The organism is Actinoplanes sp. NBRC 103695, assembly GCF_030269485.1.
Classification (GTDB): domain Bacteria; phylum Actinomycetota; class Actinomycetes; order Mycobacteriales; family Micromonosporaceae; genus Actinoplanes.
The window spans coordinates 239696-262354 of sequence record NZ_BSTL01000006.1; the positions used below are offsets into that span (position 1 = coordinate 239696).

General features: G+C 71.9%; 14 protein-coding genes. 6 read left to right on the plus strand and 8 right to left on the minus strand.

Translation table 11 applies throughout. The features are described 5' to 3' along the window. Positions 1–89: 89 nt before the first annotated feature. Positions 90–2045, minus strand: a complete 1956-nt coding sequence (locus tag QSK31_RS12240) for a discoidin domain-containing protein (RefSeq protein ID WP_285683627.1) — start codon at positions 2043–2045, stop codon at positions 90–92. Positions 2046–2068: 23 nt separating this feature from the next. Between QSK31_RS12240 and QSK31_RS12245 the strand changes: the two genes are divergently transcribed. Beyond that, positions 2069–3112 (plus strand): Gfo/Idh/MocA family oxidoreductase, encoded by a 1044-nt coding sequence (locus tag QSK31_RS12245; RefSeq protein ID WP_285683628.1) that lies wholly within the window; start codon positions 2069–2071, stop codon positions 3110–3112. A gap of 55 nt (positions 3113–3167) precedes the next feature. Next, a complete protein-coding gene (locus QSK31_RS12250) occupies positions 3168–6200 on the plus strand; it encodes a putative bifunctional diguanylate cyclase/phosphodiesterase (protein ID WP_285683629.1) in 3033 nt (1010 codons plus the stop codon). A 1002-nt stretch (positions 6201–7202) separates the two neighbouring features. Here the strand turns inward: QSK31_RS12250 and QSK31_RS12255 are convergent. Next, on the minus strand, positions 7203–10157 hold the full coding sequence (locus QSK31_RS12255; RefSeq protein WP_285683630.1) for a 3-keto-alpha-glucoside-1,2-lyase-like domain-containing protein: 2955 nt from the start codon (positions 10155–10157) through the stop codon (positions 7203–7205). Positions 10158–10338: 181 nt separating this feature from the next. Here QSK31_RS12255 and QSK31_RS12260 point away from each other — a divergent pair, with 181 nt between their 5' ends. The 3 genes from QSK31_RS12260 to QSK31_RS12270 are packed head-to-tail and all read left to right on the plus strand — an operon-like array spanning position 10339 to position 13102. Further along, positions 10339–11301: a permease gene (locus QSK31_RS12260; protein ID WP_285683631.1), complete on the plus strand. Its 963-nt coding sequence runs from the start codon at positions 10339–10341 to the stop codon at positions 11299–11301. Then, positions 11298–12029: a TIGR03943 family putative permease subunit gene (locus tag QSK31_RS12265; protein ID WP_285683632.1), complete on the plus strand. Its 732-nt coding sequence runs from the start codon at positions 11298–11300 to the stop codon at positions 12027–12029. The genes QSK31_RS12260 and QSK31_RS12265 overlap by 4 nt, the downstream gene beginning before the upstream one ends. After that, the gene (locus QSK31_RS12270; protein WP_285683633.1) at positions 12026–13102 is read left to right on the plus strand and encodes a hypothetical protein; all 1077 of its coding nucleotides are present in this window, start codon (positions 12026–12028) and stop codon (positions 13100–13102) included. The genes QSK31_RS12265 and QSK31_RS12270 overlap by 4 nt, the downstream gene beginning before the upstream one ends. A 17-nt stretch (positions 13103–13119) precedes the next feature. On the opposite strand, the gene QSK31_RS12275 is transcribed toward QSK31_RS12270, so the two are convergent. The 3 genes from QSK31_RS12275 to QSK31_RS12285 form a co-directional block, all read right to left on the minus strand. Next, positions 13120–15174, minus strand: coding sequence for a PhoX family protein (locus tag QSK31_RS12275; RefSeq protein ID WP_285683634.1), 2055 nt, complete (start codon positions 15172–15174; stop codon positions 13120–13122). Between the two features lie 60 nt (positions 15175–15234). Further along, positions 15235–17310, minus strand: coding sequence for a PhoX family protein (locus QSK31_RS12280; RefSeq protein ID WP_285683635.1), 2076 nt, complete (start codon positions 17308–17310; stop codon positions 15235–15237). 67 nt (positions 17311–17377) lie between these two features. Next, complete coding sequence (locus tag QSK31_RS12285; protein WP_285683636.1) at positions 17378–17962, minus strand: TetR/AcrR family transcriptional regulator; 585 nt, start codon at positions 17960–17962, stop codon at positions 17378–17380. Between the two features lie 87 nt (positions 17963–18049). On the opposite strand from QSK31_RS12285, the gene QSK31_RS12290 reads away from it, so the two are divergent. Continuing rightward, a complete protein-coding gene (locus tag QSK31_RS12290; RefSeq protein ID WP_285683637.1) occupies positions 18050–19195 on the plus strand; it encodes an FAD-dependent oxidoreductase in 1146 nt (381 codons plus the stop codon). Positions 19196–19273: 78 nt separating this feature from the next. Here the strand turns inward: QSK31_RS12290 and QSK31_RS12295 are convergent, their stop codons facing one another. From QSK31_RS12295 to QSK31_RS12305, 3 genes are all read right to left on the minus strand, one after another. Further along, positions 19274–20506, minus strand: coding sequence for a hypothetical protein (locus QSK31_RS12295; RefSeq protein ID WP_285683638.1), 1233 nt, complete (start codon positions 20504–20506; stop codon positions 19274–19276). A gap of 139 nt (positions 20507–20645) precedes the next feature. After that, the gene (locus QSK31_RS12300; protein WP_285683639.1) at positions 20646–21290 is read right to left on the minus strand and encodes a response regulator transcription factor; all 645 of its coding nucleotides are present in this window, start codon (positions 21288–21290) and stop codon (positions 20646–20648) included. Beyond that, complete coding sequence (locus tag QSK31_RS12305; protein ID WP_285683640.1) at positions 21275–22516, minus strand: sensor histidine kinase; 1242 nt, start codon at positions 22514–22516, stop codon at positions 21275–21277. Before QSK31_RS12305 ends, QSK31_RS12300 begins: the two co-directional genes overlap by 16 nt. Positions 22517–22659: the final 143 nt, after the last annotated feature.

Consider the following 22659-nt stretch of genomic DNA (forward strand, 5'->3'; position numbering starts at 1 on the left):
AGGGCAAACTGCGAGCGCGGTCACGACGGTCGGCCCGCCGGCGGCCGCGAGCGCGGTCACGGCAGGCGAGCGCCCGGCCGCCAGCACGGTCACGGCAGGCGGTACAGGCGCACGTCGGCCACGCTCCACCAGTTCGGCGCGGACCCGGTCAATGTGAAACGCAGCCAGCGCGCCTTGGTCCGGGGTACGTCGATGTCCGTCAGCTGGCCGGTGCCCACGCCGGCCGCGAGCTCCCGGAAGCGTGTCCCGTCGGACGAGACGGACAGCGACCAGCCGCGGGCGTGGTCGCCGAGGTTGCCGCCGCTGTCCAGGGAGACCCGGTCGAAGATCGTGGGGCGGGCGAGGTCGACGGTCAGGCTCTGGCCGGGCGCCTGGGCGGCGCCGCTCGACCAGCGGGTGGATGCGTCGCCGTCGATGGCGGCCTGCGGGGCGTCGCCGTCGACGGCGGCCTGCGGGGCGTCGCCGTCGACGGCGGCCTGCGGGGTCTCCCCCGGCGGCGAGGCGGTGGCCGTGGCGCCGGGAAGGTTCACGGGCTGGTAGTGGTCGTCCAGGCGCCGGTCGCGGGGCCAGACGAACGTCGCGAGCGCGCCACCCGGCAGTGTGTACTCGAACTGGCGGTCGCCGGAGCGGACCGCGAACGTGCGCGCGTCGTCGTTCTCGTTGTGCACGATCAGCGACGTCGACCCGTCCGGGTTCCGGAACGCGACGTCCATGATCTGTCCGTTCCAGCCGGTGGTGCCGTGCGAGGTGCTGCCGATCCGGACCGCGCCCGGCGGCACGAATTTCGCCGCATGCCCGATCGTGAAGTACTCCGCGTCGCGGGACACGCTGCCGTCGGGCATCAGCGTGAGCAGGCCCGTGCACGTGCCGCAGCCGCCCAGGTGCGGGCCGCCGGTCGAGTCCAGGGCGATGTTCCAGTTGACCGCGGACCTCGCCCAGTTACGCATGGTGCCGATGATGACGTTGCGGGCGTGCCAGGTCAGGGTGCCTCGGAAGATCTGCTCGGGCGTGTCACCGGCGCCGTGCGAGCCGGAGCACTCGGTGAACCAGATGCCCTTGCGAGGGAACGCCTCGTGCAGCGCGGTCATCGCCGACGGGTCGCCGGAGTAGCAGTGGTAGGCGGTGCCGGCCAGCCATTTCGCCGCCCTGGTGCGCAGCAGCTGGTAGGGGTAGTCGGTCTCCGGGTCCTCGCCGGGCGGGGTGCTGCCGACATCGCCGGGGTGGGTCGTCCAGTTGTGGTCGTACCCGAGGATCTTGGTTTTGAGGCCCGCGGCCTGGAGCCGGGGGCCGAGCGCGGCGATCACCGCGGCCTCCTGCCGGACCGGCAGGTCGGTGCCGGGATAGCCGCCGGGGTGCCTGTTCTGCGGCTCGTTCTGCACGGTCAGGTAGTCGACGGGTACGCCGGCCCGCCGGTACGCGCGGACGAACTCGACCAGGTAGCGGGCGTAGGCGTCGTAGTAGCGCGGCTCGTCGATCAGGCGGCCGCCGACCAGGGAGTCGCCGGTCTTCATCCACGCGGGCGGGCTCCACGGCGTCGCCAGGACGGTCAGGCGCGGGTTGAGCCGCTTGGCCCGGCGCAGCAACGGCAGGATCCGCGCCTCGTCGTGCGCGATGCTGAAGTGGCGCAGCGCGAAGTCCTTCTCCCCCGCCGGCACGTCGTCGTAGGTCCAGTGCTGCGCGGCCGCGGTGAAGTCGGACGAGCCGACCGGCTGGCGCAGGAAGCTGACCCCGATGCCCTCGCGCGGGTCGAACAGCGACCGCATCGCCTGGTCGCGGGCGGCCGGGCCGAGCCGGTGGAGGACCGCCGCCGACGAGTCGGTCATGGACGCGCCGAAGCCGTCCACCTCCTGGTAGCGCCGGGAGGGGTCCAGCACGATCGTCGGCGCGTCGGACCTGGTCGTCGAGAACCGCACCGGCGCCCGCTCGTGCAGCTGCTCGGCGCGGTCGGGCGTGGTGACCCAGACGCGGGCCTGCGGGTCAGCGGCGGGCGCTGCCTGCGCGGGAGAGGGGACGACCAGAAGTGCGGCGACGAGGAGGAATCGCATGACCGTCAATCTAGTCTCGGCGTATGACATCTTTCGTAGTCGTCGGTGCGGCCTGGCGGGCCGAGATGTTCTGGCGGATCGCCGCCGCGATCCCCGGGCTCGAATGCCTGGGCGCGGTAGTGCGCGCACCACGGGAGCTGCCGGTCCCCGCGCTGCGCTCGCTGGACGACGGGCCCCGCCCGGACTTCGTGGTCACGGCCGTCCCGTGGGACGTCAACGCCGGGGTGGTCCGCGAGGCCGTGGCGCGCGGCCTGCCGGTGCTGTCCGAGACGCCGCCCGCGCCGGACGCCGACGGGATGCGCGCGCTGTGGTCCGACGTCGGCGACTCCGGGCTGGTCCAGGTCGCCGAGCAGTACCTGATGGTGCCGGCGCACGCCGCCCGGCTGGCGGCGGTCACCGAGGGGGTGATCGGCACGCCGACGCAGGTGCAGGTGTCGTCCACGCACATGTACCACGCGATCTCGATGATCCGCGGTTTCCTCGGGGTGGGGTTCGAACCGGCCACCGTCACGGCCACCCGCACCACCGCGCCGCTGGTCGACCCGCTGACCCGGGACGGCTGGACCGGCGACGACGAGCCGAAACCGGCCACCACCACGATCGGCGTGCTGGACTTCGGCGAGGGGCGCTCCGGGCTCTACGACTTCACCGACAACCAGTGGCACAACCAGCTGCGGTTCCGCCGGTTGCTGGTCCGCGCCACGCACGGCGAGCTGCGCGACGACGAGGTGGTGCGGCTGCTCGGCCCGGAGACCATCGCGCGGACCCCGCTCGTGCGCCGCCAGACCGGCTACGACCTGGACCTGGACGGCTTCGACACGGACCACATCACGCTCGGCGACCGGGTGCTGTTCCGGAACCCGTACCCGGGTCTGCGCTTCAACGACGAGGAGATCGCCATCGCGACCCTGCTCGGCCGGATGGCCGCCTGGGTGCGCGGTGAGGGTGCTCCGCCGTACCCGCTCGCCCGGGGTATGCAAGATCATCTGTTGGCGCTGGCGGTCGAGGAGGCTGCCGGGACAGACCGGGCAGTCGTCACGTCACGGGAGCCCTGGGCTCAGGAATGAGCCGGAGCGTCCGAACTTTCCCATGAGGGGTGCGACTGCCGGATCGGAGTGACGGATGCGGGCGCGGGTGGCGCGGTGGAGCTTCGCCGCCTGGATGGCGCTGCTCACGGCCGTCTACTACGCGTGGCCCGCAGGGCACGCGTACACCTGGAGCTCGATCGGGGTGTCCAGCGCGGCCGCGATCGTCTACGGGATCGCCCGGTGCCGGCCCCGGCGCTGGCCGGCCTGGGCGCTGATCGCGGCGGCGGTCGCCTGTTTCGCGGCCGGCGACTCGATCTACTACTTCGAACAGCTGTCCGGCACGCCACCCTTCCCGGGGCCGGCCGACCTCCTTTACCTGGTCGTCTACGTCTTCCTGGCGGCCGGGCTGCTGATCTTCGTACGCGCGCAGGCCGGCGCCGGCAGCAACCGCGCCGCCCTGCTCGACGCCCTGGTGCCCACGGTGGGCCTCGGCCTGCTCTCCTGGGTCTATCTGATCGCGCCGTACACCCGGGCGCAGGATCTGTCCCTGCTGGAGAAGGTCGTCTCGGTCGCCTACCCGCTGGGCGACGTGCTCTGCCTGGCCATCCTGCTGCGCCTGCTGGTGGCGCCCGGCCGCAGCCCACGCGCCCTGACGTTCCTGTCCGCGGGCGTGATCGGCCTGCTCGGCTCGGACGTCGTCTACGGCCTCGCCCGCCTCGACGCCGCCTGGAACACCGGCGGCCCCACCGAGATCGGCTGGGTGCTCTTCTATCTGTTCCTCGGCCTGGCCGGGCTGAGCCCGTCGATGACCACGCTGGGCGACCGGCGCGAGGTGGCCACGGAGACCGAGTCGGGCGGGCGCCGGCTGGTCTTCATGACCGTCGCCTCGCTGATCGCCCCGGCCGTGCTCTACATCGAGTACCTGCAGAACGAGGTCGACGACGCCCCGGTCATCTCCGGCGCCGCCGCGCTGATGTTCGTCCTCGTGCTGTCCCGGGTCGGTGGCCTGATCACCGCGCAGCGGCAGGCGGCCGCCCGGGAACGGGCGCTGCGGGAGGCGAGCGCGACGCTGTTCTCGGCCGCCACGTTCGCCGACGTGCGGGGCGCGCTGTGGGCCGCGACCGAGAAAGTGATGCCGCCGGGCCGGCCGTACGAGCTGGTGATCACCGAGCGGCCGGCCGGGGCGGACCGCTGGGAGCCGGGCTTCGGGCTGGTGCCGGCCACCGAGATGCCGCCGGACGTGCCCACCCACGGCTACGACGAGCTGCTGTACGGCGTGGTCCCGCTGCCCGGCACCCCGCCACGGCTCGGTGTCGCCGCGCTGGGGGCGCCGACCGACGTGCTGCGGACGGTCACCCCGTCCTTCGAGGCCCTGTTCCAGCAGGTGGCGGTGGTGCTGGAGCGGATCAGGCTGACCAGCGAGGTGCACCAGCGGGACAGCGAGGCCTATTTCCGTACGCTGATCCAGAACGCCTCGGACGTCATCCTGATCATCGGCGACGACAACACCATCCGGTACGCCAGCCCGTCCGCCGCCGGCACCTTCGGCCACGCCGACCTGACCGGGCAGCCGCTGGCCACGATCATCGCCGACACGCACACCGGTGAGCTGTCCGATCTGCTGGCCCAGGTGCGCATCGGCAACGGCGCCACGCTCGAGGGCGCCGACCTGACCGCCGCCTGCGCCGACCGCCGCCTGCTCCAGGTCGAGTGCGACGCCCGCGACCTGCGCTCCGACCGGACCGTCAAGGGCGTCGTGCTCACCCTGCGCGACGTCACCGAGCGCCGCCGGCTGGAGAACGACCTCGCCCACCAGGCGTTCCACGACGAGCTCACCGGGCTGGCCAACCGGGTGCTGTTCCGCAACCGCCTGGAGCACGCGTTCTCCCTGGCCGGGCGGGACGGCTCGGCGATCGGCGTGCTCTTCGTCGACCTGGACGACTTCAAGGAGGTCAACGACACGCTCGGGCACGCGGTCGGCGACCAGCTGCTGGTCGCGGTGGCGCGGCGCATCGCGTCGACGATCGGCGCGGGCAACACGGCGGCGCGGATGGGCGGCGACGAGTTCGCCATCCTGATCGAGCACAGCGACGACCCGGGCGCCGCCGAGGACATGGCCGCCCGGATCGTGACCGCGCTGAGCGTTCCGGTCGACCTGAGCGACGGCCTCGGCGGCATGTACGTGGTCAGCGCGGCGTCCAGCGTCGGCGTGGCGGTCAGCCGGGACGCGAGCAGCGCCACCGAGCTGCTGCGGCACGCGGACATGGCGCTCTACCTGGCCAAGGGCGCGGGCAAGGCGACCTGGCAGCCGTACCGCAGCGACCTGCACACCGCGATGAAGGAACGGCTCGAGATGCGCACCGCGCTGCACGAGGCCGTCGACGCCGAGCAGTTCGTGCTGCAGTACCAGCCGATCGTGCACCTGTCCGAGCGGCGGCTGGCCGGGGTGGAGGCGCTGGTCCGCTGGCAGCACCCGACCCGCGGGCTGCTCGGGCCGCAGCACTTCATCGAGCTGGCCGAGGAGAACGGCGCGATCACCGGGATCGGCGCCTGGGTGATGCGCGAGTCCCTGCGGCAGCTGGTGGCGTGGGACGCCGACGGCGGCGAGGCGCCCGGCTACGTCAGCGTGAACGTGTCCGCCCGGCAGTTCCGCAGCGCCGGTTTCGTCGGCCAGGTGCGCGAGGCCCTCGCCCAGGCGGGCGCCCTCCCCGGCCGGCTGCTGCTGGAGATCACCGAGAGCCTGGTGCTGCGCGACGTCGAACAGGTGTGGGAGGACCTCAGAGAGCTCAGGGCCTTGGGCGTACGCATCGCGATCGACGACTTCGGCACCGGCTACTCGTCCCTGAGTTACCTCCGGCAGATGCCCGTCGACGTGCTGAAGATCGACAAGTCCTTCATCGACGACATCCTCGGCAGCGGGCAGCAGCGGGCCCTGGTCAACGCGATCGTCACGCTGGCCCGCGACCTCGACCTGTCCGTGGTGGCCGAGGGCATCGAGCAGGCCGACCAGCACGCCCTGCTCGACCGCATGGGCTGCCCGTACGGTCAGGGCTATCTCTTCTCGAGGCCGGTCTGGCCGCAGGCGGTCACCGAGTGGGTCAGCGCCCGGGCCGCGATCTTCCTGTAGGCGACCCCAGGGTGAGGCCCGGCCCCGGCTGCCGGCAATTCCGCCGAGTATGGGTTCGGGGCGGGTTGCCGTGCCACCCGGTCGCTGCCGCCACCGTCACACGGCGGCGGGTCGACGCGGGTGCGCCCCAGGCGGCCGGGTGCCACTCGCCGTCGCTGCCGCCTGCGTTTCCGCTGGGTGTGGGGTCGGGCCGGGTATGCCCGGCGCCCGGGTGCCTGCTCACTGTTGCTGCCGCCGCTCGCGCCCCGCGTGAGGTTCCGCTCGGGTATGCCAGGCCCCCGGGTGCCCGCTCACCGTCGCTGCCGCCACTCGCGCCCCGCGTGAGGTTCCGCTCGGGTATGCCAGGCCCCCGGGTGCCCGCTCACCCTCGCTGCCGCCGCTCGAGGCCGTGGCCGGGCGCGGTCTGGTGGTAGGAGCAAGCACGAGTGGTAGGAGCAGGCGCGAGTGGTGGGACAGAGCGGCATCCGGGCCGAAATAGCGCCCTGAGCCACCACGGTCCGCACGGGTGGTAGGCAGGCGCGGAATTCGGGGGCAGATTGCGCCCGGTCCTACCACCGGCCGCAGGCGTAGGCGTAGGCGCGCGCAAGGTCGAGGGCAGCCGACAACGCCGAAGATGCCGGAGATGCCGCCATGAACTACCACTCCCGCGCCCGGCTACCACCGCGAGCGGCGGCAGCCAGGGTGAGCGGGCACCCGGGGGCCTGGCATACCGAGCGAAACCCCACGCCGGCCTCGAGCGGCGGCAGCCAGGGTGAGCGGGCACCCGGGGGCCTGGCATACCCGGCCCGACCCCACACCCAGCGGAAACGCCGGCAGCAACGCCACGCACCAAAAGAACGCCGGCAGCAACGCCACGCCCAGAAAGGACGGCAGCAACGCCACGCCCACAAAGAACGCCGGCAGCGACGCCACGCCCAGAAAGGACGGCCGATCCGACCGCCACCGTTCTCACGCAGTCAGGCCGTCGTCCGCGATCGCGAACGACGGCCTGACTGTTCTTGGCTAGACGGTCGGTTCGATCCACACGTTGCGGTACTGGACCTTGTTGCCGTGGTCCTGCAGGCGGATCGCCCCGGAGGACGGGCCCTCCGCGATGTTGCCGCCGGTGCCGTGCGGGAGTTCGACGTTGTCCTGCACCTTGACGCCGTTCCAGATCACCGTGATCCGGGCGTTCTCGGTCTTGGCGCCGGCCGCGTCGTACCGCGCCGCCCGGTACGTGACGTCGTAGGTCTGCCACGTCTCCGGCGCGGTCGCCGCGTTCACGTCCGGCGCCTTGATCGTGTACATCGCGCCGGCCTCGTTGTTGTCGAGCGTCGTGTCACCGTACGAGTCGAGGATCTGAAGCTCGTAACGCTCCTGCTGGTAGACGCCGCTGTTGCCACGGTTCTGACCGGTCACGTCCGGGGGCAGCAGCGGGACCTTGAACTCGACGTGCAGCTTGTAGTCCTGGAACGCCTCCTTGGTGCGCAGGTCACCGCAGCACACCTCGACCGCGCCGCCCTCGACGTCCGGCCACTCGGGGAACCGGCCGTCGGTGTGCTGCCAGTTGTCCAGGTCGGTGCCGTTGATCAGGTTGATCCGCTCGCCGGGCTTGCGGATGCTGACCGCGTCCAGGTTGACGTGGCCGGTGTCCCCGGCGTCGACCCGGTAGCTGACCGTGTTCTGACCCTTCTTCAGCGTCACCGTCGCATTCTCCTGCGCCCAGTCCTCCCACGTCACCGTGGTCGGCAGGGACACCTGACGGACCTTGCGGTTGTTGACGTAGAGGCTGACGGTCTTGGTGCCGCTGAACGGGTTGGGACCGTTCGAGTAGCGCAGGCCGACCGCGTAGGTGCCTGCCTCTTTGACCTTGACGTGCGTCGTGACCTTGGCGTTCGGGTTGCCGAAGCCGGCCACGAACCCGGCGCCGGTGAAGCCGCGGTGGTCGGTGGCGAACGTGGCGCCGCCGCCCGGCTCGCCCGCCTCGAGGTCGTAGAAGACCTCCTGCTCGGGGGTCACGCCCGGGATCTCGTTGAGCGTGTACCAGGCCTCGGTGCTCCACAGGGTCTCGCCGCCGCGGGCCGCGAACGGACGCGGTGAGCGCAGGTGCACGACGCGGTCGCGCTTGAGCCCGGCGATGTCCAGCTTGACGGTCTTGCGGTCCTTGGAGATCGACACGCCGGTCACGCCCAGCGTCTCCTGATCGACCTTCGGGCCGCCGTACTGCGCGCTGGCGACGTAGCGCCACTGGTCGACCTTGTACGCGGCCGCCAGCTTCCCGATCGTCTCGTCGGACAGCGGCTTGGTGTACTCGATCTTGAAGCCGGTGTTCGTGGCGCTCATCGACTTCATGTCGAACACGTTCGTACCGTTCGGGGTGAGCTTCTGCAGGCCGAACTTGAGCTTGCCGTCCTGGCCCCAGTTGCCGACGTCGCCGATCCCGCCGACGTAGAGGTCGCCGTCCGGGCCGAGTGACACCTCGTTGATGCCGGCCTCGAGACCCTGGGTGTGCCGGAACAGCGCGCCCTGCTCCTGGCCGCGCACCGTCTCCAGGTACGCCCGCTGCAGGCCGCCGTAGGTGACGTCACCGATCACCAGCTGACCGCGGTACGGACCGGACTTGAGCAGCACCGGGGTGCTGGGCGAGTTGGCGATCTCGTTCTGCGGCATCCACAGCACCGGCCGGGTCACCGGGTTGCCGTCGAACTGCCCGTCCGGATTGGTGTAGTGGTTGTAGAAGTCGCCCTGCTGGATCTTGACGAGCTTCGAGGACGGGAGCCAGCCGCCCTGGTTGTCCGTCACGTACACGTCGTTGCCCTTGCCGAAACCGATGCCGTTCGGGGTACGCAGACCGCCCGCGACCGTGGTGACCTTGCCGGTCTTTCGGTTGATCACGAGGCTCACGCCCCGCCCCGGGGATCCCTGCGGGTCCGTCGTGGCGCCGCCCAGGTTGATCGACACCGACAGGTTCAGGTAGAAGTTCCCGCCCTTGTAGAGCAGGCCGAACGCGAACTCGTGGAAGTTGCCGTCGTAGGGGAACGTCGCGACGGTCCGGCCGGCGTCCAGCACGTCGTCGCCGTCGGTGTCGGTGAACTCGGTGAGCTCGTGCTTCTGCGTCACGTAGACCAGGCCGTCGACGAACGCGATGCCCATCGGCTCCTTGAGCCCGCCGGCGATCTTCTTGTACGTGACCTGCTGCGGCGAGGTCGCGCCGGTCACGTGGTCGAGCAGGTAGACCTCACCGGCGTTCTTGTCCGTGCCGCCCCAGGTGGAGACCAGCAGCTTGCCGTCCGGGCGCCAGGCCATGCCGGAGACCGTCGGCTCGAAGCCCGCCGGGCGCAGGTCGGTCAGTGTGTAACCGGGGTTGACCTCGGTCAGCGGAAGGCCGTCGCCCGGGGTGTCGGCGCCGGTGGTGCATTCCTTGCGGCCCGGCGCGGTCACCCGGACCGCGTCGGCGTCGGTGCTGAGCACCGTGTTGGGCACCAGGGTGAATTCACTCGCGCCGGGCGGCCGCCAGGCCAGCGTGAGCTGCTGGCCGCCGCTGCGCTCGAAGTGCTCGATCCGCAGCGCGTGCAGGCCCGCGGTGAGCTGGACGGAGCCGTCCTTGGGCTCGGCGCCGTGCAGGCCGTCGTGGTCGATGACGAGCTTGTCGTCGATGAGCAGCCGGGAGCCGTCGTCACTGGTCATCCGGAACGTGTACGAGCCGTCGGCCGGCACCGTGAGGTTCGCGATGACGTGGGTGAGGAAGTTGTCCTCGAAGCCGAACTGCTCCGCGGTGGTCCAGTCGATGGACTGCATGAGCTTGTCCACGTTGGGCGTCTGGCCCTGCTTGAGCTCGCAGATCGTGTTCAACGCCCCGATGTCGTACGTGCGCATGGTGACGCCGGGTTCCTGGGGTGGTACGTCGGCGGCAACGGCGGGCGCCGCTATCCCTATCAGGGATCCCACCATGGCGGTGACGAGTAGAGGACGGATCATCGGCGCTCCCCGGGTGTTACGCGAGAGATTCGGATTGATGAACATGGTGGTCCACCAACGACGCCAGGTCCATATCTTTCGACGTGTGTAAATCAACTTTTCTCTCCGGAAGCGAAAGTCTTGCCCCGTATGCGTGGTTCGCGATTAATGCATCGGTGTTTTGGCTGGTTATCGTGTCGCGATGATCGCCGCCGCTCGCCGGGCCGGTTCCGTGGAGGTCCTGGCCGTCCTGCTCGTCGCGCTGGTCGTGCTGCGCAACCCCCTCGCCGGGCTGCTCACTGCGGCCGGGCTGGAGACCTGGACCACGGTTTTCGTCTCGGTACTCGTGCAGGCCGTGCCGTTCCTGGTCTTCGGGGTCGTCCTGTCCGCGGTCATCGCGGTGTACGTGCCCCGCTCCTTCTGGGCGAAGGCGCTGCCCCGGCACCCCGCGCTCGCCGTACCCGCGGCGAGCGTCGCCGGCGTCGTGCTCCCCGGGTGCGAGTGCGGCAGCGTACCCATCGCCGGGGCCTTGATCCGCCGCGGCGTGACCCCCGCCGCGGCGCTGGCCTTCCTGCTCGCCGCGCCCGCGGTCAACCCGATCGTGCTCACGGCCACCGCCGTCGCGTTCCCCGCCAACCCCGAGATGGTCGTCGCCCGCGCCGCCGCCTCCCTGCTCGCCGCCATGGCGATGGGCTGGCTGTGGCTCCGGCTCGGCCGCGCCGACTGGATCAAGCTGCCGCACCGGCCCGACCTGGACGAGATGTCCCGCGGTCAGGCCTTCTGGGCGGCGACCCGGCACGACGTCATGCACGCCGGCGGCTTCCTGGTGCTCGGCGCGGCGGCCGCGGCCACCATCAACGTCGCCGTGCCCGACCGCTGGCTGCAGACCCTCGCCGGGCACGCGGTGCTGTCGGTGCTTGCCCTGGCCGCGCTCGCCGTGCTGCTGTCGATCTGCAGCGAGGCGGACGCGTTCGTGGCGGCGTCGCTGTCCCAGTTCTCGCTCACCTCGCGGCTGGTCTTCCTGGTGGTCGGGCCGATGGTCGATCTCAAGCTGATCGCCATGCAGACCGGAGTGTTCGGGCGGGGATTCAGCGCCCGGTTCGCGCCGGCCACGTTCGCCGCGGCGGTGCTGGCCGCCCTCGGCGTCGCGGCGGTGGCGCTGTGAACCGGCAGGCTCAGGGTGTGATTCTGCTGCTCCTCGGCGGCGCGATCGTCAAGGCCGGGATCACCGACCTCTCGCTGCGCTACGTCAAGGAAGGCCTGCGGCCGTTCCTGGTCGCGGCCGGGTTGCTGCTGGTCGCGGCCGCGGTCATGACCCTCTGGTACGACCTGCGCCCGGCGCGCGCCACCGCCGCGTCCTCGCCCTCTCCCCAGGACGGTGACGACCACCATCACGAGCCGCGTGTCGGATGGCTGCTGCTCCTGCCGGTGCTCGGGCTCCTGCTGGTGGCGCCGCCGGCGCTCGGCTCCGACGCGGCCGGGCGATCCGGCAGTGTGCTCGCGGCCGCACCGTCCGACGCCGTCTACCCCGCGCTGCCACCCGGCGACCCGGTCCCCGTCAGCCTGCTCGACTATGCCTCCCGAGCGGTCTTCGACGAGGGCCGGACGCTGCGGGATCGCACCGTGCGGCTGACCGGCTTCGTGGCGCCCGGCCGGGACGGCCAGCCGATGCTCGTCCGGATGGTCCTCTCCTGCTGCGCCGCCGACGGCCGCCCGATCAAGGTCGCGCTGACCGGCGACGTCCCGTCCGGCCTGCCGCCCGACACCTGGGTCCACGCCGACGGCACGTGGGTGGCCCGCACCGCCGCCGACGAGATCAACCAGGCCGCCGTGCCCTACCTCGAGGTCCGCTCCTGGCAGCGGATCACCGCGCCGCGGCAGCAGTACGAATGACGGCCGCCTCGTCCTCGCCGAGGCGCCGGCGGCTCGCGCTCGCCGGCCTGACCGTCGCCCTGGTCGCCGCGACCGCGCTGATCCTCCTGCCCGGCCGGAAGGACCCCGCACCGGCGACACCGGCCGTGGCCCAGGCCCAGCGCGCCCAGCTCCCCGGCAACCTGGCCGACGGCCCGATCTTCAAGCCCGGCCTCTTCCTCGACGCGCGCACCGCCGTCGGCGTCGCGCCCACCCCGTCCGGCGACCAGCTCCGGCTGGTGCTGCGCGCCTCCGACGGCAAGATCACCGAGATCCGCCGCCGCCCGCTCACCCAGAATCCGGTCTTCGACTCCTTCGCCACGGACGGCGCCGTGATCGCCTGGACCGAGTCCGCCGCCACCCGGACCGAGATCTGGGCGGCCGCCGTCGACGGCACCCGGGCACGGCGGCTGAGCGCCGACACCGGGAACTTCGTCGGCTACGGATCCGCCTACGACCTGGTGATCGCCGAGGGCGCCGCACACTGGGCCGCGGCGGACGGCGCCGACCGTACGGAGATCCGCTCGGTGCCACTGTCCGGCGGCGCGACCACCAGGAGCACGCAGGACGGCGTGTGGGCGCTGACCGCCTGGCCGTGGCTGGTCAACGGCGCCGGCGACCAGACCGGCGCCACCCGGCTGCGCAACCCGGTGACCGGCCGCGACGTCGACGTCCGGACCAGCGGCGCCGAGCTGGCCACCTGCGGCCCGGTGCTGTGCCGGGTGCTGGTGGTGGCGGCGGGCGGTCTCGCCGGGATCGACGTGATGCGCCCGGACGGCGGCGACCGGCGCCGGATCGCCGGGCCGGAGGCTTCCGCCGCGCTGGCCGACGGCGCCGTGCTGGACCGCTTCGAGGTGCTCGGCCGGGAACGTCCGGACTCCGCCACCACCGGCGCCGAGGGACTGGTCGTGCACGATCTCGCCGAGGGCGTGACCACCGACCTCGCCGCCGCGGCCGAGAGCGCGAGCTCCCGCAACGGCGTGGTCTGGTGGTCGACCGGTGGTCTGGACGACACCGTGTGGCACACCATCGATCTGCGGACGGCGCGGCGGTAGGTCGGATCAGGTCAAGGTCAGGTGCCGATGACGCCGCCGTCCGAGCGCCAGGTGACCACCACGGACGGCTTGGCGAAGTCGCCGTCCGGCCAGGTGGACGCGGGGTTGTCCTGGGTCGCGCCGGTGATCTCGCCGGGGTGCTGGACGGCGACGAAGACCGAGCGATCGTCGGCGGTCAGGAACGGCCCGCACGTCTCGGCGCCCGGCGGGACGGTCAGGAACTGCTTCAGGTGGCCGCGTTCGGGGCCTTCCAGCGGGGTGGCGAACAGGCCGTCGTTGCTGCCCAGGGCGTTGCCGTCGGTGGAGATCCAGAGGTTGCCGGTGGAGTCGAACGCCACGTTGTCGGGGCAGGAGATCGGCGACACCTTCGACTTGTCGTACCCGGCGAAGTAGCTGGACGGGTCGGCGGGGTCGCCGCAGACGATCGGCAGCGCCCAGGTGAACGTCTCGGCGGTGTGGTCGCCGCCGTCCTCGGTGATCTCGAAGATCTGGCCGTGCTTGTTCTCCCGGCGCGGGTTGGCCTCGTCGACGCCGGGGTTGCTGCCGACGCCGCGGTTGCTGTTGTTGGTCATGGCCGCGTAGATCCGGCCGTTGTGCGGGTTGGGCTGGACGTCCTCGGGGCGGTCCATCTTGGTCGCCCCGACGGCGTCGCCGGCCAGCCGGGCGAAGATCAGCACCTCGGCCGCCGTCATGTTCGGGACGAACGACCGGTCACCGGACACCAGCTTGATCCACCGGCCGGTCCCGTCGAAGAGGCCGTCGGACGGCAGCCGGCCGGAGCCGTCGATCTCGGCGGGCGGGCTGTCGCCGGTCACCTTGGCGACGTAGAGGGTGCCCGACTCCAGCAGGGTCTTGTTGTGCGCGCGGTCGCCGGGGCGGTACCGCTTGGCGCTGACGAACTTGTACAGGTAGTCGAAGCGCTCGTCGTCGCCCATGTAGGCGGCCACGTGACCGGACCGGGCCACGATGACGTTGGCGCCCTCGTGCTTGAAGCGGCCCATCGCGGTGTGCTTGCGCGGGGTGGAGTGCGGCTCGTGCGGGTCGATCTCGACGATCCAGCCGAAGCGGTGCGCCTCGTGCGGGTGCTTGGCCAGGTCGAACCGTTCCTGCGCGCGTTCCCAGCGCCGGGAGCCGCTCGGGTAGCGGGCGGTGGTGTTGATCCCGTAGCGGGCCATGGTCGGCTTCAGCGCCGCCGGGACCGCGTCGCCGCCGACGAAGTACTGGTTGAAGTTCTCCTCGCCGGACAGCGCGGTGCCCCACGGCGTGAGGCCGCCCGAGCAGTTGTTGAGGGTGCCGATCGCGCTGATGCCGCGCGGGTCGGCGGCCGTGCGCAGCAGCGGCGACCCGGCCGCCGGACCGTCGAAGCGGAACGGTGTCTCGAGCATGGTGTAGCGGCGGTTGTACCGGCGGCGGCCGCTGGTCACGGCACGCCATTGACCGGTACGGCCGACCCGCTCGAGTTCCACCACCGACATGCCGTGCGCGGCCATCGCCACCCGCACGTGCTCGACGCTGAGCGCCTCCTGCGAGGTGAAGCCGGGGAACATCAGCTCCTCGTTGGTGTATTCGTGGTTGGACACGAGCAGCGCCCGGTTCTTGTCGAGCGGGAACACGGCGAGGAAGTCGTTGTTGTAGCCGAACTGCCTGAGCTGCCGGTCCGCGGTCTGGTTGTCGACGTCGAGACCGGGGGCGCCGGGGAAGAGCGGGTCACCCCAGCGGATCACCACCTCGTTGTCGTAGCCGTTGGGCACGATCACGGTGTCGATCTCGTTCGGCGGGATCGCCTTGAAGGTGAGGGCTCCCGGTGCGGCCGTGGCCGCTGGTTCGACGGCTGCCTCGGCGGGTGACGCTTCGGCGACGCTCACTCCGGCGCCGGTCACTCCGGCGCCGAGCACGATCGCGCCGGCCGCGCTCGCACGCAGCAGGCCGCGCCGGGAGACCACATCGCCGAGGTACGGGTTGTCCGATTCGTTGGGTGCGGGGTGATCGCAAGCGTTGCCGCACCGGTAGAGGCACGTCATCGGGTCGCGGCCGGGAGAGCCGAGCAGTGGGAGGAGCCGTCGATCAGCCATGGACTGGACGTTAATGCCCCATTCACTCTTCCGAAACCTCCCGGCCACCATCCATTCGTGTCAGCTACCGGCCGGGCCGCCGTCCGGGCGCCAGGTGACCACCACGGCCGGCTTGGCGAAGTCGCCGTCCGGCCAGGTGGAGGCCGGGTTCGCCTGGCTGGCGCCGGTGATCTCGCCCGGGTGCTGCACCGCCACGAAAACCGAACGGTCGTCCCCGGTCACGAACGGCCCGCACGTCTCGGCGCCCAGCGGGACGGTCAGGAACTGCCGCAGGTGCCCCTTGCCGGCCCCCTCGATCGGCGTCGCGAACAGGCCGTCGTTGCTGCCCAGCGCGTTGCCGTCGGTCGAGATCCAGAGGTTGCCCGCGGAGTCGAACGCCACGTTGTCGGGGCAGGAGATCGGCGACACCTTGGTCTTGTCGAACCCGGCGAAGTACGTCGACGGGTCCGCCGGGTCACCGCACACGATCGGCAGCGCCCAGGTGAACGTCGTCCCGGTGTGGTCGCCCCCGTCCTCGGTGATCTCGAAGATGTGGCCGTGCTTGTTGTTGTTCCGCGGGTTGGCCTCGTCCACGCCGGGGTTCGTGCCGACACCCCGGTTGGTGTTGTTGGTCATCGCCGCGTAGATCTTGCCGGTGCGCAGGCTCGGCTGGACGTCCTCGGGGCGGTCCATCTTGGTCGCCCCGACGGCGTCGCCGGCCAGGCGGGTGAAGGTCAGCACCTCGGCCGCCGTCATGTCGGGAACGAACGACTGCTCCCCGGACACCAGCTTGATCCACTGGCCGGTGCCGTCGAACGCGCCGTCGGACGGAAGCTTGCCGGTGCCGTCGATCTCCGCGGCCGGGCTGTCGCCCGTCAGCTTGGCAACGTAGAGAGTGCCCGACTCCAGCAGCGTGAGGTTGTGCCGGCGGTCGCCGGACCGGTAACGCTTCGCGCTGACGAACTTGTACAGGTAGTCGAAGCGCTCGTCGTCGCCCATGTAGGCGACCACGTGGCCCGACCCGGCCACGATCACGTTGGCGCCCTCGTGCTTGAGACGGCCGAGCGCGGTGTGCTTGCGCGGCTTCGCGAGGGGCTCGAACGGGTCCACCTCGACGATCCAGCCGAAGCGGTTCGCCTCGTTCGGGTGCCTGGCCAGGTCGAACCGCTCCTGCGCCCGCTCCCACTTGCGCGAACCGGACGGGTACCGCGCGGTCGTCGAGACGCCGTAGCGGGCCAGCGACGGCTTCAGCGCCTCGGGCACGCCGTCACCGCCGACGAAGTACTGGTTGAAGTTCTCCTCGCCGGAGAGCACCGTGCCCCACGGCGTGACGCCGCCGGAACAGTTGTTCAAAGTGCCGATCACCGTACGCCCGCGCGGGTCGGCCGCGGTCCGCAGCGGCGCCGACCCGGCCGCCGGTCCGGTCAGGTCGAACCGCGTCGCCAGCGCCGTGATCCGCCTGTTGTACGGCAGGCTCCCCCGCTCGGCCCTGCGCCACTGCCCGGTGTCGCCCACCCGCTCGATCTCGACGACGGAGAGCCCGTGCGCGGCCATCGCCACCTCGATCTGCTCCACGGTCATCGCGTCCAGCGAGGTGAAGCCCGGGAACATCAGCTCCTCGTTGGTGTATTCGTGGTTCACCACGAGCAGCGCGCGGCGGCCACCGTTGCCGATCGGCAGCACCCCGACGAAGTCGTTGTTGTAGCCGAACTGCTTCGACTGCCGCGCCGGGGTCAGCCGGTCCACGTCCAGCCCGGGCGCGCCCGGCACGACCGGGTCGCCCCAGCGCATGACGACGGCCGAGTCGTAGCCGTTCGGCACGACCAGCGTGTCGAGCTTGTTCGGCGGGATCGGCTTGAAGGTGAGCGCCCCGGCCGGCCGGCCCGGCTTCAGCGGCATCATGGCCCGCGGGTCCACGGCGGCCGCGGCGGGCTCCGCGGCGACGGCGCTGCTCAGGACGAGCGCGCCTCCGGCGGCGGCGGCCGTTCCCGCCAGCAGACCGCGCCGGGAGACCACCTCGCCGAGGGAGGGGTTCGACGAGACGTTGGGTATCGGGTGTTCACAAGCGTTGCCACATCGGTAGAGACAGGTCATCGCGTCTCGGCCGGCATGTCCGGCGGGGCCGAGCAGCGGCAGCAGGCGGGGTCGTTCGGTCATGGCGCGACGTTAGGGAACGCCGATGCATCACGTGCCAGGTTCAGGTGAACGGCGGATGAACGCCGCTTCAGGAGACACCACTGAGGACGTGGTCGATGACCTGGCCGGTCCGATTCAGCACCGCCTCGTCGGGTTCCCCGGCCAGGGCCAGGCGTTGCAGCGTGCCGGTCAGCGCCAGCGCCAGCGCCTCCGGGTCGGCGCCGGCCGGTACGCGGCCGATCTCCTGCTCGGCCGCCAGGTACCGCGCGACGGCCTGCTCGACCGCGGTCAGCCCGGCGGCGCCCGGGCCGAGCACCCTCTCGACCTCGGCCGTCAGGTCGGGGCGGAAAACGAGCAGCCGGGTCAGCGCGACGATCCGGTCCAGTGGCGTGGCGCGGACGGCCTCGGCGAGGTTGGCCGCCACGGTCGCGCTGCCGGCCTGCTCGGCGAGGCCCGCGACGCCGGCGGCGATCTGGAACGAACGGTCGACCGCGTAGCCCGCCAGGAAGCCGTCCCAGGTGCGGAAATGCGTGTACAGCAGGCCGGTGGCGACGCCGGCGTCGCGGGTCACGGCGCGGCCGGTCAGCCCGCTCGGTCCGCCGGTGGCGATCAGCCGTTCCAGGGCGGCGAAGAACTGCTGCCTGAGCTCAGGGATGACGACACCGCGGGGCATGACCGGGAGTCTAGGGGTTGCCCCAGGTTTGAGCACGTGTTCATACTAGTTTGAGCAACTGCTCATACTCGTCTCCGGGGAGTTTCCATGAAACGTGCGCTGATCGTCGGGGCGGGCATCGCCGGGCTGGCCACCGCGTTGCGGCTGACCCGGGACGGGTGGCACGCGACCGTCCTGGAACGCGCGCCCGCCCTGCGCACCGGCGGCTACGTGGTGAACCTGATCGGGCTCGGCTGCGACGCCGCCGACCGTCTCGGCCTGCTGCCCGCGCTCCGCCGGCACGACCTGGGCCTGATCACCACGGTGCTGGTCCGGGCCGACGGGCGGCCGAAGTTCACCGTGCCGTCCGCGGTGGCCGAGGCGACGGTCGGACCCCGCGCGCTCACCGTCTTCCGCGGCGACCTCGAGACCGTCCTGCACGAGGCGGTCCGGGAGGTCGCCGACGTCCGCTTCGGCGTCACCACGACCGCGGTGGATCAAGACCCTTCCCGGGTACGCGCGCAGCTCAGCGACGGCACGACCGAGGAGGTGGACCTGCTCGTCGGCGCGGACGGTCTGCACTCGGCGACCCGGGCGGCCCTGTTCGGCGACGGACACCGGGTCGACCTGCCCTACGCGGTGGGCGCCTTCCCGCTGACACCACCGGTCATCGGCGTTCCCGAGAGGTCGTCGGTCACCTTCATCGGCGCCGGGCGTACCGCGGGTGTGATGAATTTCGGGCCGCACCGCACCTCGGCGTTCTTCGCCTACCGCACCGGCGACCCGTCGGCCGAGCTCGCCCGCGGTCCGCTGCCGGCGCTGCGGGCGGCGTTCGGAGATCTCGGCGGCGGGCCGGCCGGTGCCCTGAGCACCGAGCCGGAGGACGTCTACTTCGACGCCGTGAGCCAGGTGGTCATGCCGCGGTGGAGCGACGGGAGGGTGGTCCTGATCGGTGACGCCGCCTGGTGCGTGACCCTGTTCGCCGGACATGGCGCCGGGCTGGCCATGACCGGCGCGGACCGGCTCGGTGCGGCGCTGAAGGACCACTCCACGGTGCCGGAGGCGCTTGCCGCCTGGGAGGCCGGCCTGCGCCCCGAGACGGTCAAGCGGCAGGCGATGGCCCGCCGCGGGATGCGCCAGTTCGCCCCGCCCAGCGAGTTCCACGTCCGGCTGGGCGACCTCGCCCTGCGCGCGATGACCCTGCCGGGCATCCGCACCCTGGTCCGCCGTGGCGTGGAACGGGCCAACCGCTGACCCGCTTCACAACGAGAACGAACGTTCTTTCCCGGGGTAAGAACGTTCGTTCTCGTTGTGAACGCCACCGTCACCGGGTCAGGACGCGACGGCCGTGAAGATCGTGGTGCGGTCGGTGCGGGCGACGTCGTCGCCGAGCGAGCCCGGCACGGCCTTGCTGAGCGGGTCCGGGCGCACCGGGGTGGCGCGCAGCTTGGACAGCAGCCACACCGCCCGGCCGTCGGACGCCTTGCCGGTGACGAAGCTCAGCTCCAGGTCGGTGGTGCCCTGCGTCTGCTCGGCCGTGCCCGCCCGCGCGCCGGTGACACACACGGGCACGCGTTCCACGAGCCGCATCTTGATCTTCACGCTGCCCTTGCCCGAGCTCACCACCCGCGTATCGGCCGGACGCAGGTCGACACCCCAGCTTCCGCCGTCCGACACCGCGTCGCACTCCCGCACCTTCGACCGGAGCGCGATCAGCCTGTCCGAGCCGAAGCCGCCCTTGTGCAGGTCGGCCACCCGCCGGCGCATCGCCGCGGGCTCCGCCGTGGAGGAGATCAGGCGCTGGTAGCGGTCGACGTAGGCATAGGCCAGCTCGGGGCGGGCCGGATGTCCCGCGGTCGGCAGGGCGGTCTCGTAGCCGTCCTCGTTCACCGGCTCGGGCTCGGGCTCCTCCGCGGGGTCGGTCGCGCCCGCACAGAAGGGTTCGGGATTCTGCGGGTCCGCGCAGATCTCGGTCCACCGGACGTCCGGGGTGGTGCCGGACCGCATCGACTTGGACACCACGCTGGACATGGTCGCCACGCCGAGACCGCAGACGAACAGCACCGCGATGACCACGACCGTGATGACGGCTACGTCGGCCTTCTTCTTCCGCGGCGGCGCGGGAGGCGGGGCGAATCCGGTCGGGTAGCCGGGCGGGGCGGGATAGCCGGGCGGATAACCCGGCGGAGGCGGGAATCCGGGCGGGGGCGGATAGCCGGGAGCATGCGCATAGCCCGGCGGGGGCGGGAATCCGGGCGGAGGGGGGTAGCCCGGCGAAGGCGGGTAGCCGGGTGCGTGCGCATAGCCGGGCGGAGGCGGGAACCCCGGCGGAAGCGGTGGGTAACCGGCCGCCGGCTGAGGGCTGGGCTCGGGCGCGGCGGGACGAGGCTGATGGGCGGCCGGAGTGGGCTCCGGCGCGGCGGGGCTCGAGCCGGGCGCGGCAGGGCTGGTGGGGCCGGGCGCGGCAGAAACGGGGCCGGGCGCGGCGGGGCTGGTGGGGTCGGGCGCGGCAGGGGCGGGGTCGGGCGCGGCGGGTGGGTGGTCGCCGGGAGCGGGATCAGGCACGGTCGGCCATTATCCACACTGGAACGAGTGGCAGCCAAGCCCGGAACGGGCGGCAATGGAGCCCGGCCACCGACCAGGGTCGCCGAGGGGGCGGGACCGTGCTGTGCGCGTACCGGAGAAAGGTCTTGACCTTGGCGGCTCAGCCCTGCAGATAGGCGAGGACGGCCAGGATGCGGCGGTTGTCGTCCTCGGACTGCCGGAGGCCGAGCTTGGTGAAGATGTTGTTGCTGTGCTTGCTGACGGTCCGCTCGGTGACGAACATCCGGGCGGCGATCGCGGCGTTGGAGCGGCCCTGGGCCATCAGCGCCAGGACCTCGTGCTCGCGCGGGCTCAGCTCCCGGAGCTTCGGGTCGGCGGCGCGGCGGTTCAGCAGGGCGCTGACCACCTCGGGGTCCATGACTGTGCTGCCGGCGGCGACCTGGCGGACGTTGGTGACGAACTGGCCGACATCCATCACCCGGTCCTTCAGCAGGTAGCCGACCGCCCCGGCACGGTCCGACATCAGCTCCCTGGCGTAGAGCTGCTCCACGTACTGCGAGAGGACCACGACGGGCAGCCCGGGAATCGCGCGGCGGGCCTCGATCGCGGCGCGCAGGCCCTCGTCGGTGAAGGTCGGCGGCAACCGTACGTCGACGACGGCGACGTCCGGGCGGTGCGTCGTCAGGGCCCGCAGCAGGGCCGGCCCGTCGTCGACGGCCTCCACGACCTCGCAGCCGTTGGCCCGGAAGATCCTGATCAGGCCCTCGCGGAGCAGGGTGAGGTCCTCGGCTACGACGACGCGCACGGCAGCGACATCCTTATCTCGGTGGGCCCGCCCGGCGGGCTGTCGACGTCGAGGGTGCCGTCGAACGCGGCCAGGCGGCGGGCGATGCCGCGCAGGCCGGTGCCGGCGTCGATCGAGGCGCCTCCCCGGCCGTCGTCGGCCACCGTCATCGCCAGCAGCCCCGGGGCCGCGAACTCCACCGTGATCCGGATGTGCCGGGCCTCAGCGTGTTTGATGGCGTTCGACAGGGCCTCGGAGACCGCGAAGTAGGCCGCCGACTCGACCGGCGCGGGCAGACGTCCGGGCAGGCGGGCCACCACCGCGGTGGGGATCGGGTTGACCAGTGCCAGGGCTTGCAGGGCGCCGTCCAGGCCGCGATCCGCCAGGACCGGTGGGTGGATGCCGCGGACCAGGTCGCGCAGTTCGGTCAGGGCGCCGGCGGTCGACTCGCGCGCCTCCACCAGCAACCGCTGGACGGCGTGCGGATCGTCGTGCAGCAGCTGTTCGGCCAGGCCCAGGCTCATGCCCAGCGACACCAGGCGGGCCTGCGCGCCGTCGTGCAGGTCGCGTTCGATCCGGCGCAACTCGCCGGCCTGACTGTCGACCGTGTCGGCCCGCGAGGCCGCCAGCTGCTCGACCCGGGCCCGCAGCCGCGCCTGCTCGGTCGGGCCGAGCAGGGCGCGGATCACCCGGGCGTTGAGGTTCGCCAGCCGCACCGCCGTGGCGTACCAGAGAAGGAGCAGCACCGGGCCGAGCGGGACCAGAGCGAACGACTGCGTGACGCTGTGCAGCCGGAAACCCTCCCCCAGCGGGGTGCGGAACGCCTGCGGCGGCGTCAGCTGGTAGACCAGCGGATAGAGCAGGTAGAAGAACCCGCCGAGGAACAGCAGCAGCGACAGCCCGCTGGTCAGCCAGCCGGCGATCGAGTTGACCAGCAGCCAGGCCCAGTCCCGCCAGGTCGCCGGATCGCGCAGGATCGTCCACAGCCGGGTCGGCCACCCGGCGTCCGGCCTCGGCAGATAAGGCCGGGCCACCGGTGCGCCGAGGCGGTCGGCGGCCCACTGCCGGTGCAGATCGGCGAACCAGCGGACCAGCGCCGTCGCGAGGAAGGTCAGCGGGATGCCGGCGCCGAGGACCACCGACGCCGAGGCGAACCAGAGCGTCGCCAGCGCTAAACCCAGCACCGTGCCGAGCGTCAGCACCAGCGACCAGCCCAGCAGGCTGATCCGCAGGGCGAGCGTGTTCATCCGTTGATGATGACTCCTCGGCCCGGGCCGGCGCGGTAGGGCTGGCTACACCCTCCGTGGGGTCCAGCCGCAATGGCTTCGGTCCTCGGGCTCGCCAAGCTGGGTCTCGCCGGTCGATCGACCGGCGACCACCCGACCAGGAG

Coding starts and splice junctions, on each gene's coding strand:
- QSK31_RS12245 (WP_285683628.1), top strand. CDS start 2,069: ATGACATCTTTCGTAGTCGTCGGTGCGGCCTGGCGGGCCGAGATGTTC.
- QSK31_RS12255 (WP_285683630.1), bottom strand. CDS start 10,157: ATGATCCGTCCTCTACTCGTCACCGCCATGGTGGGATCCCTGATAGGG.
- QSK31_RS12285 (WP_285683636.1), bottom strand. CDS start 17,962: ATGCCCCGCGGTGTCGTCATCCCTGAGCTCAGGCAGCAGTTCTTCGCC.
- QSK31_RS12250 (WP_285683629.1), top strand. CDS start 3,168: ATGCGGGCGCGGGTGGCGCGGTGGAGCTTCGCCGCCTGGATGGCGCTG.
- QSK31_RS12270 (WP_285683633.1), top strand. CDS start 12,026: ATGACGGCCGCCTCGTCCTCGCCGAGGCGCCGGCGGCTCGCGCTCGCC.
- QSK31_RS12305 (WP_285683640.1), bottom strand. CDS start 22,516: ATGAACACGCTCGCCCTGCGGATCAGCCTGCTGGGCTGGTCGCTGGTG.
- QSK31_RS12275 (WP_285683634.1), bottom strand. CDS start 15,174: ATGGCTGATCGACGGCTCCTCCCACTGCTCGGCTCTCCCGGCCGCGAC.
- QSK31_RS12240 (WP_285683627.1), bottom strand. CDS start 2,045: ATGCGATTCCTCCTCGTCGCCGCACTTCTGGTCGTCCCCTCTCCCGCG.
- QSK31_RS12290 (WP_285683637.1), top strand. CDS start 18,050: ATGAAACGTGCGCTGATCGTCGGGGCGGGCATCGCCGGGCTGGCCACC.
- QSK31_RS12260 (WP_285683631.1), top strand. CDS start 10,339: ATGATCGCCGCCGCTCGCCGGGCCGGTTCCGTGGAGGTCCTGGCCGTC.
- QSK31_RS12280 (WP_285683635.1), bottom strand. CDS start 17,310: ATGACCGAACGACCCCGCCTGCTGCCGCTGCTCGGCCCCGCCGGACAT.